The sequence below is a fragment of the Sphaerisporangium flaviroseum genome (assembly GCF_039537005.1).
GTDB classification, from domain to species: Bacteria; Actinomycetota; Actinomycetes; order Streptosporangiales; family Streptosporangiaceae; genus Sphaerisporangium; species Sphaerisporangium flaviroseum.
Genome location: NZ_BAAAZR010000001.1, coordinates 666,528 through 680,515 on the forward strand (window position 1 = coordinate 666,528; position 13,988 = coordinate 680,515).

Below are 13,988 nucleotides of genomic sequence, written 5' to 3' on the forward strand. Positions count from 1 at the left end.
CGGCATGCCGGCCGACTTGAACCAGACCTGCCCACGAGGCACGACCTGCCCACCCGGTCCTGATCTCCGACGAGCCACCGGCGGGCGCGAGAACGGCCGGAAACCTGTAGACTTCCACACGCTGCGGCATCACCGCGCAGCGTGCCGCCTTAGCTCAGTCGGCCAGAGCGACGCACTCGTAATGCGTAGGTCAAGGGTTCGATTCCCTTAGGCGGCTCAGCAGCTCTGACCTGCAAAGACCCCCTGGAGATCATCTCCGGGGGGTCTTTGGACGACAGGCGTCTTTGACAGGGGAGGGGCAGCAAGCCCCCCCGGGGCTCGTAGAGCCAGCGGTGGCCGAGCACCTGCTCTCCAGCGCATGCTCAGTCGGTACGGCGTGCGGACGCTCGCGGATGACATGGCCGCCTACGACCCGATGAGCTACCACTGAGCCGATCTCAAGGATCCGGCTGGTCCGTAAGTAGGCGACCGATCCGCCAGACATGTCCCCCCGTTTTGCAGTACCACACGGCATCCGCTCCGCTGATCTGAGAATGCAGACCGACGTGATGCGCTGTACAGACGGGCCAAACATGATGTTCCCGCTCCATCAGAAACTCCTGCACGGTGTCCGCGACCTGCGCCAGCGTACCCGCATCGCCGGAATCGAACACAAGATCGTCCCCGTGACGCCAACCATCGACGTACTTCAGGTACGGAAATCCGGAATCAAGCCCTACCGTGATCCGTGCCATAGCCCGTGTGTGCGGGCTCATGTCCTTGCTCACCGTGACAAGGGCCTCGACAGCCCGCCCCATGGCGTCCAAAAGGATCTCTGCTGCTTCGTCGGTACCGACAGGGCCATGCTCATGGAATATCGAATGGAGTATTCCCATCTTCCGTGAATTGTTCAAGGGAGGCGCAATACCTTCCCTGGTCAGCCTCTCCAGCCAATCTTCCATGTCAGGATCAACGTTCATGCGCGCCTGCAACCCTTTCAAGTCTGCCGCTCAACCATGCAGGAAGGCCGTGGGTGTAGTCGCGTCCCGAGGGATCGACCGCACCCACGGCCGGGCCATAAAGCTAGTGAGCCCCTCTCAGCTCCACCTTCCCCAGCTTCCATAGCCGTGAATGCTCCACCGTTGCGCGCCGATGATGGCGGTACCGCTAAGCTTTATCTCGATCCTGCTCCAGGGCGTGAGATTGCGCGGAAGAATCCCGTACTTGTAGTAACGGCCTCGCACTTTCTCCTTTTTGTTCGGAATGCCCCACTGGCCGTGGAACCAGTAGTTCCCGTCTTCGACGTGGCCATAGTCCTGATTCATCACAGTGTATCCGTCGATGATTATCTGGATATGCAGGTAGACGGCGTAGGCATGCCGCAGGTTGCCGTGGAATCGAGCTGACCATACTAGCGAGCAGTGCCCGGTGTTCCAAGTGCACTGCCGATTGATATCGATACAGCCATCGGTTCCGCACTGCTTCTTATGGCTGATCTGCCACAGTTGGCCGTCTAGGTCGTAAATATTAACAGGATCGGTCGGATACGCGTAGCCGTTCGCCCCGCCGCCTTCAACCGGGTCGACCTGTAGAAAGCGACCGGTGAGAGGGTTGTAGAGGCGGACACCCATGAGGACGAGGCCGGCAAGCGAGTCAATGGAGCGTTGGTGGGTGCCGAGCCAGCCGTATCTGCTCGGGTTGGTGATGTTGCCGGTACGTGGGGCACCGTATTCGGTGTGTTCGAAGTACGAGCTGATTCCGGTCACGGTCGTACTGCTGCTCGCAGTGGCGATGACATCGCCGTGGAGGTTGGCGAGTTGGAGGGTGATGGTGCCGTCGCTCGACTGGACGGCCGCCATCCCGGCTGCACCCGAGACGTTACGCGTCCATGTGCCGCCGGCTTCCGCGATCCATGCGGGTGAATCCCCGGTCGCGGCGTAGTGGTTGGTCATGGTGCCGGATGCGATCCCGCCGCTGCTGGTCATGGCGCGGATGCGGCCGAGTGGGTCCAGGGTGAATTCGCGGGTGTGCTCGTTCTGGGTGAGTGAGGCGACCATGTCGTTGGCGTGGTAGCCGATCTCGAGGTCGACCCCGCCCGAGACGTGGGCGGCCGGAACGCTTGTGGTACGGCCGAACGCGTCGTAGGTGTAGCCCGCCGTGGTGATGCGGTCGTCGGCGTCGTAGGTGGCAGTCTGGGCGGTGGGCGTGGTGCTGGTGCTGCACGCGCCTCCGGCCGCGGCCGGATAACTGGCCAGGCTGGTGCGGTCGCTGTTCAGGTTGAAGCCGTACTGGCGGGTGACGCGCGCTCCCGCGTATACGTCCGCGACGGAGGTCAGCCGTCCAGCGCTGTCGTAGCTGTACGTCTGATTGCTGCCGCCTGGGCCGGATTGTGCGACGGTGCGGCCGTCCTTATCGGAGATCGCGGTGAACTCCAGCCAGGTAACGCCGCTCTTGGCGTATGTGAGGAGAGTCGCTTTGCCGACGCTGTCGTACCTCCAGGTGGTTGTGAGTCCACCGGGGAGACTCTGGACGCGCGGCTGGCCGTCGGGATCGAAGGCGGCGCCGAAGATTCCTGGGGTGCCGGTGTTGACACTCGTGACCAGGCCACGGCGTTCGACCTGGCCGGATACGTCGGTTCCGTCGTAGGTATACGTGTAGGTGCCCTTGCCGTCGTTCAGGCTGGAAGTCCGCCCGTAGGCGTCATAGGTGACGGTCGAGGAATTACCGTCGGCGTCGGTGGACGTGGTGACGCGGCCCAGAGCGTCGTAGCCGGTGGTGATCGTGGCTCCACCCGCAGTGGTCGTGGTCGCGAGCCCTGTGGATGCGCCGTAGGCGTAGGTGACGTCGGGGACCCCGCTCCCGCCTGCTGAAGCGGGGCTCACGGCGATCGCTCGGGTGATCGGACGGTCCGCGGCGTCATAGGTCAGAGTGGTGGTGCGGGTCGCCGCACCTGAGGTTTCCAGCATTGTGGCCTGTTGGCCGTAGTAGCCGTAAGTAATCGTGGTGGTGGGGATGGTCTGCCCACCAGGTTGGGCGGCCGGGGCGGTACGGCAGGGCAAGGTAGCCCATTGCGGCTTGCTGCCACAGGCGGATACCGATGGGTGGGCTCCGGCCGTGTAATAGCTGGTGGTGGCGGTTCCGGCATCGGAGCCGCTGGAAGCGGGCATGCGGCGTTCGATCTCGCGGCCTGCCGCGTCGTAGCGCGTACGCAGGACGATATCGGTGCCGCCGGGCATGACCGTGGTCTGAGTGGTGGCGCTGAACAGGTCCCAGCCGGAGGTGTCCCCCGACATGATCGGGTTGTAGCCGGTCTTCGTCGTCCGGACGTCCGCGGTACCCGGGGTGGCGGCGCCGTCCACCACCAGCGGCTGCACCGTGGTGGTGGTCACCAGGTGGTAGTTGGTGTTCGGGTCAGGTTTGCCCTCGTCATATGTTCGGCTTGTCCGCAGGCGCGCCGAGACGATGATCAAACTGCTCTGGCTGGCCATCATCAATATCGACGACAAGCGCGCCCGCGAACGCGCCGCCCGCCGGGAAAAGACCGGCAAACGATCCGACCAGCCCGCACGCCTCATCGAAGGGCAACGCACCATGGGATGGCGCGAAGCACTCAACGAGCTCGACACCGCCTATCCAGGACAAATCAGGTAAAGAGGACTCTCCAATCACCTGACACGATCTTTACACACTTCAGGTGAAAGCTCGGGAATGGAGACCATGGAGCGGTGATCGTAGACGGCGACGGGACTGATCCTGGGTAGCAGAGCGCCCATCGCGAGTTGAAGCTCGCGTCCCGTCACCTCATCGAAGACACCAGCGTGACGCCTACGCGGTGGCTGCGCAGCAGATCGAGACCGATGACCCGGATCCGTCGCGATCCATGGAGTCTCAATGGGGAAGTCAAGGGGCTTGGATGACCGGCGGTGCAGGCGTGAAGAGTCGACCGTCTCGCAGGAGGGCCCACAGTACGTTCACCCGTCGCCGGGCCAGGGCGATCAGAGCCTGCACATGCTTGAAGCCCTGACTACGTTTCTTCAGGTAGAAGTCGCGGTTCGGGCCTTCTCTGACGATGCTGGTCTGAGCGGAAAGGCAGAAGACACGGCGCAGGCGGCGGCTATAGCGTTTGGGGCGATGGAGATTGCCGGTACGGCGTCCTGAATGGCGTGGCACTGGAGCCAGTCCTGCGGCCGAGGCCAGGTGGCCGGCGTCGGCGTAGGCGGCCATTTCACCTGCGGCAACGATGAACTCCGCCCCCAGGATGGCGCCGATGCCGGGCATCGACTCGATGATCTGTGCCTGTGGGTGGGTGTGAAACGCCTCGGTGATCTGCTTATCGAGCGTTTTGACCCGCTCGTCCAACGCCAGGAGCTGGATGGCGAGATCGGCAACGATCTGTGCGGCGATGCTCTCGCCGGGCAGCATGAAGCGCTGGGCATCTGCCGCTTGCAACGCGGTGGCCGCGACCTGTCCTGCGGCCCGGACACCACGTTTGCGCAGCCACGCCTCGACCCGAGCCTGCCCACGCCGGCGCAGCGCGGTCGGGGTCTGAAATCCTGACAGCAACACCAGCGCACCCTTGTGCGCGGAGTAATCGAAGGCCCTCTCCAAGGCGGGGAAGATGCCCATGAGCACATCCCGAAGCCGGTTGACCATCCGGACACGGTCAGCCACAAGGTCGCTGCGATGACCGGTCAACAACGCCAGATCGGCGACCAGTTGCGCGGGCACCTCGATCGAGGCGAGGTCACGGCGCAACCGAGAAGTCTCAGCGATGACATACGCGTCGCGAGCATCGGTCTTGGCCTCACCCCGATACGCCCCGGCCATTTGGTGGACTGTCCGGCCGGGCACGTATGCCGGCTTTTGACCATAAGCAGTCAGCAGCGCCAGCAGCAGCGCGGAGGAGTTGCCGCGGATGTCAACCGCCCACTGCAGGGACTGCGCCAGGCTCAGCGCCTCGCCGATCCCTTCCACGATCGCAGCCTCATCGTTGGCGATCTTCTTCGACCAGATCTGGGTGCCGTTCTCATCGACTGCGACGCCCCAGTGATGAGCCTTGCCGGTATCGATCCCCACCCACACTCGAGACCGCGGCCCCTGCGCATGTTCCATGCATCGCTCCCCACCACCGAAGATCTGCCTTTGGCCCGAGAAGCATCCTGCCGTCATCTCCGTAAACAGCGACCGAAACGCACATCTCAATAAGCGGTCAGGGAGCCTTGGAGAACCGGGCGGCCACTCCATGGAAGCCACTGAAGGCAGAAGACACATCGGCCACACCCGGTCCTCCCGGACCGCTTACCAACTTACGGTGAAGACCATGGCCGAGGCGTGAGACGGTGCATCGGTCTCGGAGCCCGCAATGTAGGGCGATGAGGGCTCCCACTGTGGTGGGAGCCCTTCACGTTACGGTCTGGGGACGGCGGGCTGGTCGTCGGTCCAGGCTGCTTCGATGGCCCTGGTCTGGCTCTTGCCGGGGAAGGGCTTGCCGTTGTGCGTGGCGTCGATGGTGTAGGACACCACCGTCATGGTTCTGGTGTCGACCACGATCGTGTACCTGCTCCCGCCCTTGGATACCTGATGGCCATAGGTGAGTGTCTTCGCTGCCCGAGTTACTGTGCTGGACACCGGGCATGGCCGACAGTGCGTCGTAGGCGGCCTGGCGGACCGCCTTCGACACCGGGAACTCGTACAGGAGGCTTGCGTAGGCGCCCTTGAGCCAGCGGTCCATGTTCTGTGGTTGCACGGGGTTTTCGCCCTCGCTGGCGGCCTTCACAAGCCATTCCTTCAACGCGGCCGGATCTGTGGGCATCGCTTGCAGGTCCTGGAACGACAGCTTCCGGCCTTCGATCCTCCAGCCTGTCCCCTTCACGGGCTTGATGGTGCCCTTCTCCGGGGCCATGGACAGGTCGACCTTCATGCCCTCGGTGCGGTAGCTCCACTTCTGTGGCGAGCCGTCACGTTTCCACGCTGCCCGGTCGGCGGTGCTCTTCGGCTGCGCACCTAGTGGACGGAAGCCCCACGAGTGCTTGCCGTCACGGCCGGCCCAGTTTTCGATGACCCGCCGTTCCACCAGCCAGTACTTGTTGGAACCGGTGCCCACCTGGTGCGGGTGGGTCATGGTCAGCACGGTCCTGACCCGCCAGTACGTGCCTTGCGTCGGCTCCGCCGAAGATCGGGCGGCTTGGACGGGAGAGGCGGCAACTGCCAGGGCCAGGGTGGCCAGACTGATCACTATCGACTTGCGCATATCAGTTTCCTTCCTTGAGGGGATGGGGGTTGGGGAGGTCGGGCTTCTGGTCCGTCCAGGTGCTCTGCTTGACGGCTGTGAACCTGATGAGCTCGCCCGAGTCCGGTGTGAGCGTCTCCACCGCCAGCGGGGCGCCAGTGGCGGAGTCCACGATCAGCCGCGTCTGGATCGCTCTGTCCGGGCGTGTGAAGTCCGGCTGCCGGTAGACCACCGCCTGCCCGGACCTGCCGAGCTGGTCGGTGGCCCGCCCCTGGGCGGTCACGCCGGGGAGTGAGGCCATCAGCTGGTAGGCCGCGGCCCGCACCTCGGACGGGACCGGCACGTAGACAATGAGGCTGGCGAGGTTCTCCAATAGTCCTGGCACGTCGCCCGGCGCGGGTTCGAGCAGAGCGCGCAGCTTCTCCGGGCTGGCGGGAAGCTCGTCCATCTTGGTCAGCGGCTTGCTGGCGAACATCAGCCGCCAGTTCACATCCGCCGACTCGTGGGATTCAGCCTGGCCGGGTGCCGCCTCCAGCCGGTCGGGGTCCGCGCCCAGCAGCGTGCCGGGCGCCCCGTTCTGGTACGGCCAGACCGACGGCGAGCCGTCGGCCTGCCAGGCCGCCTCGTCCTGCGGTGTTGCCGGCCGGGCCCCGAGGTAGCGCCGTACGATCCAGTGGGAGTCCTGCTTGCCCACGGGGATCCAAGTCTCCTCGGACGCGGTCACCTGCAACGTGTACCGGTTGCCGGGTTCGCGCACCCGGATGCCTCTGACCAGGTTGTTACCCCACCAGGCGCCATCGTTGGGCTGCTTGGCGACCGAGGTCGCGGCAGCCAGCAGGATCTGCTGGGCGGTGGGCCGTACCGGGGCCGGCAATGACGGCGGGGCGGCCGAGGAAAGCACCAGGGCAGCGGCGGCCGCCGCCCCGGCCAGGCCCATGCTGACTGTTGTCAAGCGCGGCGAGCGCCTGGGAGCCCGTTCACGGGCGATATGCGCGTGGAGCCGGGCGCGGCCTCGCGCGACCGTCTCCTGCGAGGGTCCCGGTACAGCGCGCACCTCCTCACGCACCGCGGACAGGTCATCCATGTGAGTCTCCAATTGTGGGGTTGACGTCGCCGAGCACGATCCGGACCTTCCTGCGCGCCCGGTTCAGCCGGGAGGCGACCGTGCCGTAGGCGATGTTCAGTGACGTGGCGACCTCGTCGTAGCTCATCCCGGCCACCGCGACGAGTAGGAGCACGTCTCTGTCACCCGCCGAGAGTCCGGCCAACGCCACCGCGAGCGGCCTCCGTACGCCCGCCGCGTCCACTCGGGTGAGCACCCGGTCCTCCGGCCCCGCGTCGGTCGCCTCCGCCACGGGAGCCCGTCGGAACGCCGCCAGCATGCGGGAAAGCGCCCTGTTATGGCGCGCGACCTGATGGATCGCGATGCCGTAGAGCCAGGGCCGCACGGCGCCGCGCACGGGGTTGAAAGTGTCGCGCTTGCGGAAGGCTGTCAGGAAGGTCTCCGCAGCCAGGTCGTCCGCGGCGTCGCGGCCGAGCCGTACGGACAGGTAGCGGTAGATCTCCGCGAAATACCGGTCATAGAGAATCGCGAACCGTTCCGGCTGCTGAACTGACTCGGCGATGACCGTCACATCGTCGGCCTCGATCGGGGGGTCGCCCACCTCTGGCGGAGCGGTCATCCGCAGTGTCCCTTCTTTCGCTTACCCCTACTCCGCCGATCGCCGCTTTCCCCTTCTCGGTGAGCCATTGGGGGACAACATTGACGCCATCCCCCTTCGCGCCTGGAGAGCACGGCAAGGCCACCGCGGGTGCCGGCCCCGTCATGTGCTCGCACACACCGTCGTCCGGCCGGGCACATCGAGGCGCTGAAAAGCCGGCCTGTCATCGCTGACATCGTCAGGTGCTCCCGGGACCTGCCCTTGAGGCTCTGGCGGCTGGTGTCGCGATTGTGGCTCTCTACGTGATTCGCGGATCGACATAGCCACGATTTCGTGCGAATAGCGGCAGCCGTGAATGCATCAGCGTGCCGTGGCGATCCGGTAGGCGCGGATTACGGTCTGTTCGACGGTATTACCGGAGATGTCGGTGGACTTGGCCCGGAGCGACACGAACCCGTCCGCATCGGGGTGGTGCAGGACCACCCTGGAGCCCGTGATCTTCGTCGGTGTCCAGGTGGTGCCGTCGTCGTAGGAGACCTCCACCGCGAGGTCGCGGGCGCGGCCTGCCCCGCTGCCTGGGAGCGGGTGTACGGTGACCGGCACCGTGAAGCCGCGACCGGCAGGCGCGGTGTTCTGCGCGTCGAGGTCGGGGGTGAAGCGCACCACGGACACCGGCAGGCGGGTGGAAGTTTCCGCGGTGGCCGAGCGGAATGTCCAGGTCACCGAGGTGCGGGTGGACAGGGTGGCGGGGGCGCCGCGTTCGGCCTGGGCGACCAGCCGGTAGGTCGCCTGTTCGGGAGGTACGGGGAAGTCGGCCGTCAAGGATGGTGCCTCGCCGACGAGTTGGCCGTCGCGGTAGAGGGCGGTGTGCTCGGTGGCGCGCGAGGAGTAGCCGAGCGAGCCGCGACCATCGCCGAACATCCACAGGCCGGTCGAGATTACGTCGCCGTCGCGGCTGACGCTGTCGCCGTCCTGATCCCCTGACGGCAGCGAGGGCCCGAACACGCCGCGGTTCCACAGCTCAGTGGTGACCTGGCCGGTCCGGTAGCTGGTAGCGCCAGACTCGAACCTGTTGACCCGGCCGTCCGTGCCGTACTCCCACAGGACACGCTGCCAGCGGATGCCGCCGTCGGTGTTGAGGTATTCGGTCTGGACGGACGGCGTGCTGAACGACGTCGTGATCAGGACGGAGGCTATCTTGCCGTCGCGCGGCCAAGCCCGGCTCGCTGCCCTGGCTTGTGCGCCCGGCAGGTGGCGAGCGTAGTCGGTACGGACTTCCGCCAGGTCCTTCTTCGCGACGGCCCGGTGGAACCCGGTCACCATGCGACCTTGCTCAAACCACGCCAGCCGATAGGTGTCCGTGCCGACCCAGTGCCCCGCCACCATGGTCAAGAAGCCCTCGTAGTGGCGGTCCGGCCCAAGTTGGGCGGTGAAGGCCCGATCGAACCCGCTCGGAAGCCACCTGCTGTTGCGTCGCGTTCCATCAGGAGCGCGCCACTGGAAGACGACCTCGGCTTGCTTTAGCTTAGCGTCTGAACTGGGAAGCTGCACCGAGAGAGGTCGGCCGAGGCGGGCGTCGGCATCGACGGTCTGGGATCTGTCCAGGTCGACTTTCGGGTGGACGAGCAGCGTGAGGCCGTCGTCGCTCAAGATCGTGGTCTCCACCTGCCACTTGCCTTTCGGCAGCCGGAACCGGGACGTGCTCTCGCCGCCGAACACCACGATCGGCAGCTGATCGACGTCCAATCTCTGGAGAGCCAGCTCGTAGTCGCCGGTGGGATTTCCTGCCCTGTCGGTGTGCTTCACGGTTAGGTCGTAACTTTCGACCTCCTTCTCCACCGCCACCGGCGTGCTCACGGTTACCCCGTCCGCCCCTGTGGCCTCGATGAAGCCGCCCAGGAGCCCGTCGGGAACGTCGGTGCGGGTGTCCGCCGTTACAGTGGCCTCGGCCTGACCGCCCACAGGCAGGGTGAGGGTGTCCGGGGTCACCGTGAACGCTTTGCCGGCCCGCGCTACAAGGTGCAGCGTGACCGGCTTGTCAAGAAGATTGTGGTAGGTCAGCTTCTTGGCGATCGGCTGGTCATCCTGGTGAGGCCATGCCTGCAGGCCGTACCCGAGCCCTGGAGGCTCGGCGGTCACGCCTTGAGCCGCTGCCCGGTCCGCGTCCACCCTGCCCGCTCCCTGTGCGAAGATCCCGATCTCCGGGCTAGGCTTGGCCGAGCCCATCAACGCGGCCTTAAGCGTGCCGGCCTTCCAGCCCGGGTGTGCGCCCGCCAGCAGGGCGGCCACCCCCGCCACGTGCGGCGTGGCCATCGAAGTCCCCGACTTGGCGACGTACGGCCCGCTCCCCGGGCTGTCCTTGCCCCGGGCGGCGGTGATGTCCACGCCCGGCGCGGTGATGTCCGGTTTCAGTCCGCCGTCGCCGATCCGCGGCCCCCGGTTGGAGAACGGGGCCAACTCGTCCGCCTTGCTGACCGCGCCCACGGCCACGGCGGCCTCCGCGCTCGCAGGCGAGCTAACCGCGCGGTCCAGACCGTTGTTGCCCGCAGCCACCACGAACAGCGTGCCGTACCCCTCGGTCAAGGTCTGGATGCCCTGCTCCAGCGGGTCGAGGTCCGGCGTGTCAGGCCTGCCCAGGCTCATGTTCACCACCCGGGCGCCCTGCTCTGCCGCCCACTGCATCCCGGCCAGGATGGCGGAGTCGCTACAGAATTGCGACTCGCAGACCTTCCCGTCCAGCAAGGTGACATCAGGGGCCACGCCGCGGTACTTCCCTCCGGAGGCCGCGCCGGTCCCGACGATAGTGGACGCCACGTGGGTACCGTGCCCGACCACGTCGCGCTCGTCGGGCTCCTCGGTGAAGTCCGCTCGGGCAGTCACCTTCCCCGCCAGGTCGGGATGAGTGGCGTCGATGCCGGTGTCGAGGACCGCTACCTTGACTCCAGTTCCGGTGAAGCCCCGCGCCCAGGCGGCTGGCGCGCCGATCTGCTTCACGCTGGTGTCCAGCGAGATCTCGCTACGGCCGTCGAGCCAGATCTTCCCCTGGCCGCGCTTGGCGTCCTGCCAGAAGCGGGACGCGTCTGCCCGCTCCTGCTGCACGGCGAAGCCGTGAACAGCGGCGAGTTCTCTGAGCCCCGAGGCTCCTCGCAGCGAGCGGGACCGGGCGGCGCCGGTGACGATGAGCGGCAGCTTCGAGTGCCGGTCGTCGTAGCCGAACTTCAGCAGCGTGCTCACCTCGAACAGGCGAGGATCCAGCCGCCCCGCCCTCAGCAGAGGGACCGCGTCGCTGGGCACAACCCGCAGACGCCCGCCGCTGTCGTCAGTACTGAAGGTGATGTTCGCCCGCCCCTCACCGCGCTCGATCACCGCATTCAGCTCTTCGTCGACGGTCACCCGATCACCCGTGATCAGCGTGACCGTACGATCGCCGGTCTGCGGCTCGGCTAAAGAGGCTTCGGCCGAGGTGGGTACCGCGGTCAGCACCGCGGTGGCCAGCAGTAATGCCCCCACCGCTCTCGTTCTCTTGCGCACGGTGACATCTCCGGATCGTCGACAGTGAATCACTGCTTATCCGCCGATGCCGGAGATTCCCTTCACGCGCCTCGGGATGGTCGTCGGCTTGGCGGCCTTCGACGCCTGCGCGCACGCGGATGCGCGCCAGGCGTTCGCCTTCGCGACGGTGTACGCCGAGGAGGCGGGCGAATGGCACCTCCGCGCGAAGATCGACTCCTTCCGCGCCCGGCAGGACATCTGGATCGGCAACTCCGACTCCGGGCTCACCTACGCCAGAGTGGGGCGCTCACCGGCGGCGGCGCCTACAGCCGCCGTCGTTCTCTCGACGGTGCTGGCTACCCGCATCGTGACGTCCTTTTCACCAAGGTGCGCGACCAATTCAACCTGTCTGAGCCGGTTGACGATCTGTGGAGCCGCTATCGCCGACGCATGCCGTACTCGTCCGCTGTCGCCCGGAGGTGCGGGACGGGCTGTTGCGGCTCCGTGCGTCGGGCTGGCGGGTCCGATCGTCACCAACGGGACGGCGGACAACCAGCTTGGCAAGATCCAGCGGACTGCATTGGTCGAGGCCGTGGACGCCGTCGCGCTTCCGCGCCACCACCTCCTACGGCGACATCACGGCCCGCAGCCTCTAAGGAGCAGAACCAGGACCATCCGGCCGGGCCCACCGCGATCGAGGACCCGGCCGTCCGTCCTGGGGGGCCTGCGATCCACGTGCAGCGCCTGGAGAGGCCGTACAAGACGCCTAACGAAGGTCGCCGGCGGCCCCGCGGCCGCGGCCTTTGCTACTGATCGTCCACGGCGAGACCGACGCCTACTGCTTCCCGGAAGTCGCCCGGGCCCGCAGCGTTCGAGAGGCGGCAGTGAACCGTCAGACCGCCACCCGGATTCGGTCGTGCCGTCACGGTCATCGCGTGGGCTCTCGCGATTGAAGCGACGATGGAAAGGCCCAGGCCGGAGCCGTTGGCGCTTCGCGTACGGTCGGGCGCCATCCGGCGGAAGGGCTCGAACAGCTCGGGAATGCGATCGGCCGGGACCTCCGGACCGGTATTGGACACGACCAGCCCGTCATCCGGTGTCACACGTACTTCCACACTTCCGTCGGGCACATTGTGCCGGACCCCGTTTTCCACCAGGTTGGTCACCAACTGGGTGAGCAGTACGGGGTCCCCCACCACGGTGGTGGGCCGCGACCGCAGCGTCACCCTGGGGAAGCCGGCCACGACGTCCGCGGCGACCCGGTCGAACCGCACGGCCTCGACCTCGTCGAGGCCGTGGTCGCTGCGTGCCAGCACCAGGAGTCCGTCGATCAGGCGCTCCGTCCGCCGGTTGGCCTCCAGCAACTCCGCTCTGAAGCGCTCGATCCGGTCAGGTGTCGGGTCGGCCAGGCCGATCTGGATGGCCGCCCGCTGAATGGCGAGCGGTGTCCGCAGTTCATGCGAGGCGTTCGCGACGAACCTGCTCTGTGCGGTCACCGCGCGTTCGAGGCGGTCCAGCATGGCGTCGAAGGTGTCGGCCAGCTCTTTCAACTCGTCCTTCGGCCCCTTGAGCGCGATCCGTTCGTGCAGGTTCGTCACCGACAGCCGCCGGGCGGTCCCCGTGATCCGCCCCAACGGGCGCAGTGTGCGCCCGGCCAGCCACCACCCGGCACAGATCGAAACACCGATCAGCACGACCCCCACGACCAGCGTGATGATCGAGATGCCGGGGCCGGTGCTGGCGACGTGCCGCACGATGAGGGGCGTGCCGTCGGGGGCGAAATGGACGGCGGCCGACTCCGTCCTCGACTGGTACAGGACGCCATAGGTGACGAAGACGTTGACGGCGGCCAGTACGGCCATGGACGTGGCGACGAACAGCACACTGTAGAGCGCGGCGAGCCGGACCCTGAGCGTCATGACAGGTGGTATCCGCTGCCGGAGACCGTCTCGATGACCGGAGGGTCGCCGAGCTTGGCGCGCAGCTTGCTCATGGTGACCCGGACGACCCCGCTGAACGGGTCGGTGTGCTCGTCCCAGGCCCGCTCCAGCAGTTCCTCCGCGCTCACGATCGCGCCGTCCGCCCGCATGAGGACCTCCAGCAGGGCGAACTCCTTGCGCGACAGCGCCAGATAGCGGCCGTCCCGGAACGCCTGCATGCGCGGTGTGTCGAGGACGATGTCGCCGTGGGTCAGCAGTGGCGGGACGGGCGCCCGGCTGCGGCGTCCGAGGGCCTGGACACGTGCCACGAGTTCCGCGTAGTCGAACGGCTTGGGCAAGTAGTCGTCGGCACCGAGGCCCAGCCCGGCGACCCGATCGCGTACGGACGCCGCCGCCGTCAGCATCAAGATCCTCGTACGGGCACCCGCTTGCGCGAGGTCACGGCAGATGACGTCACCAGGCGTTCCCGGTAGGTCGCGGTCCAGCACGAGCACGTCGTAGTCGTTGACGCTCAGCCGTTCGGCCGCCGCCGTGCCGTCGTAGGCGACGTCGACCGCCATCGCGTACCTGCGCAGCCCTTCGGCGACCAGGTCCGCGAGAGCCTTCTCGTCTTCGGCCACAAGCACACGCATGACCCAAGTCATACCCGGTCAGGGGTTACCTGGGCGTTAACGAGCGCGGAGACGG

Annotated in this window: 9 protein-coding genes, 1 tRNA gene and 1 pseudogene; 2 read left to right on the forward strand and 9 right to left on the reverse strand. The window is 66.6% G+C overall.

Annotated elements, in window-relative coordinates; genetic code table 11:
* Positions 1-143 precede the first annotated feature (143 nt).
* Positions 144-217, forward strand: a tRNA-Thr gene (locus tag ABD810_RS03230).
* Positions 218-437: 220 nt separating this feature from the next.
* Here the strand turns inward: ABD810_RS03230 and ABD810_RS03235 are convergent.
* Positions 438-980, reverse strand: coding sequence for a hypothetical protein (locus tag ABD810_RS03235; protein ID WP_344933954.1), 543 nt, complete (start codon positions 978-980; stop codon positions 438-440).
* A 96-nt stretch (positions 981-1,076) separates the two neighbouring features.
* Positions 1,077-3,470, reverse strand: a complete 2,394-nt coding sequence (locus tag ABD810_RS03240) for an RHS repeat-associated core domain-containing protein (protein ID WP_425566842.1) — start codon at positions 3,468-3,470, stop codon at positions 1,077-1,079.
* Between ABD810_RS03240 and ABD810_RS03245 the strand changes: the two are divergent.
* A pseudogene (locus tag ABD810_RS03245) lies at positions 3,436-3,630 on the forward strand (IS256 family transposase); the annotation flags it as partial. The gene ABD810_RS03240 and the pseudogene ABD810_RS03245 overlap by 35 nt on opposite strands.
* A gap of 249 nt (positions 3,631-3,879) precedes the next feature.
* Here the strand turns inward: ABD810_RS03245 and ABD810_RS03250 are convergent.
* The 7 genes from ABD810_RS03250 to ABD810_RS03280 form a co-directional block, all read right to left on the reverse strand.
* Positions 3,880-5,091 carry an IS110 family RNA-guided transposase gene (locus ABD810_RS03250; RefSeq protein WP_344933960.1) on the reverse strand — a complete coding sequence of 404 codons (1,212 nt, stop codon included), beginning with the start codon at positions 5,089-5,091 and terminating at the stop codon, positions 3,880-3,882.
* Positions 5,092-5,380: 289 nt separating this feature from the next.
* Positions 5,381-6,229, reverse strand: a complete 849-nt coding sequence (locus ABD810_RS03255; protein ID WP_344933963.1) for a hypothetical protein — start codon at positions 6,227-6,229, stop codon at positions 5,381-5,383.
* Between the two features lies 1 nt (position 6,230).
* Positions 6,231-7,292 carry a CU044_5270 family protein gene (locus ABD810_RS03260; RefSeq protein WP_344933966.1) on the reverse strand — a complete coding sequence of 354 codons (1,062 nt, stop codon included), beginning with the start codon at positions 7,290-7,292 and terminating at the stop codon, positions 6,231-6,233.
* Complete coding sequence (locus ABD810_RS03265; RefSeq protein ID WP_344933968.1) at positions 7,285-7,890, reverse strand: RNA polymerase sigma factor; 606 nt, start codon at positions 7,888-7,890, stop codon at positions 7,285-7,287. The genes ABD810_RS03260 and ABD810_RS03265 overlap by 8 nt, the downstream gene beginning before the upstream one ends.
* A gap of 339 nt (positions 7,891-8,229) precedes the next feature.
* Positions 8,230-11,379, reverse strand: a complete 3,150-nt coding sequence (locus ABD810_RS03270) for a S8 family serine peptidase (protein WP_344933970.1) — start codon at positions 11,377-11,379, stop codon at positions 8,230-8,232.
* A gap of 788 nt (positions 11,380-12,167) precedes the next feature.
* Positions 12,168-13,280, reverse strand: a complete 1,113-nt coding sequence (locus ABD810_RS03275) for a sensor histidine kinase (protein WP_344933972.1) — start codon at positions 13,278-13,280, stop codon at positions 12,168-12,170.
* Positions 13,277-13,933, reverse strand: coding sequence for a response regulator transcription factor (locus ABD810_RS03280; RefSeq protein ID WP_344933974.1), 657 nt, complete (start codon positions 13,931-13,933; stop codon positions 13,277-13,279). Before ABD810_RS03280 ends, ABD810_RS03275 begins: the two co-directional genes overlap by 4 nt.
* Positions 13,934-13,988 lie beyond the last annotated feature (55 nt).

Excerpts from the sequence above, each read along its gene's own strand:
- ABD810_RS03240 (WP_425566842.1), bottom strand. The coding sequence starts at position 3,470 with ATGATGGCCAGCCAGAGCAGTTTGATCATCGTCTCGGCGCGCCTGCGG.
- ABD810_RS03250 (WP_344933960.1), bottom strand. The coding sequence starts at position 5,091 with ATGGAACATGCGCAGGGGCCGCGGTCTCGAGTGTGGGTGGGGATCGAT.
- ABD810_RS03255 (WP_344933963.1), bottom strand. The coding sequence starts at position 6,229 with ATGCGCAAGTCGATAGTGATCAGTCTGGCCACCCTGGCCCTGGCAGTT.
- ABD810_RS03260 (WP_344933966.1), bottom strand. The coding sequence starts at position 7,292 with ATGGATGACCTGTCCGCGGTGCGTGAGGAGGTGCGCGCTGTACCGGGA.
- ABD810_RS03265 (WP_344933968.1), bottom strand. The coding sequence starts at position 7,890 with ATGACCGCTCCGCCAGAGGTGGGCGACCCCCCGATCGAGGCCGACGAT.
- ABD810_RS03275 (WP_344933972.1), bottom strand. The coding sequence starts at position 13,280 with ATGACGCTCAGGGTCCGGCTCGCCGCGCTCTACAGTGTGCTGTTCGTC.
- ABD810_RS03280 (WP_344933974.1), bottom strand. The coding sequence starts at position 13,933 with ATGCGTGTGCTTGTGGCCGAAGACGAGAAGGCTCTCGCGGACCTGGTC.